We start from the raw sequence: 262 nt of genomic DNA, 5'->3' as shown, positions 1-262 counted from the left end.
AGGTTCGTGATCTGATGTGCTTCCAGGCAGCGGTGCAGCCAGAAGCCGTCACGCCCGGCTTCATAGCAGCTGCGCACCGGGGCATCGGTGGCCAGATGACAGCGCGCTTTGGCCTTTGCAATCGCCGCGAAGACCGCGGCCGTATCGCCAGCGGCCACTGTGCAGCGGCTCGGCGAGCGCACCCCATCGCCGAGCGAGAGCTTCCAGCTCTTGTCACCCAGTTCAAAGGCGACATACAGCGATCCGGTGATGGTTGTATCCT

General features: G+C 63.7%; 1 pseudogene. It reads right to left on the bottom strand.

Annotated elements, in window-relative coordinates:
* Positions 1–262 (bottom strand): annotated as a pseudogene (locus tag AB4Y32_RS40565) (IS110 family transposase); the annotation flags it as partial.

The organism is Paraburkholderia phymatum, assembly GCF_040965635.1.
In the GTDB taxonomy this organism is placed as follows: Bacteria; Pseudomonadota; Gammaproteobacteria; order Burkholderiales; family Burkholderiaceae; genus Paraburkholderia; species Paraburkholderia phymatum_B.
This window is presented reverse-complemented; position numbering and strand designations above follow the sequence as displayed.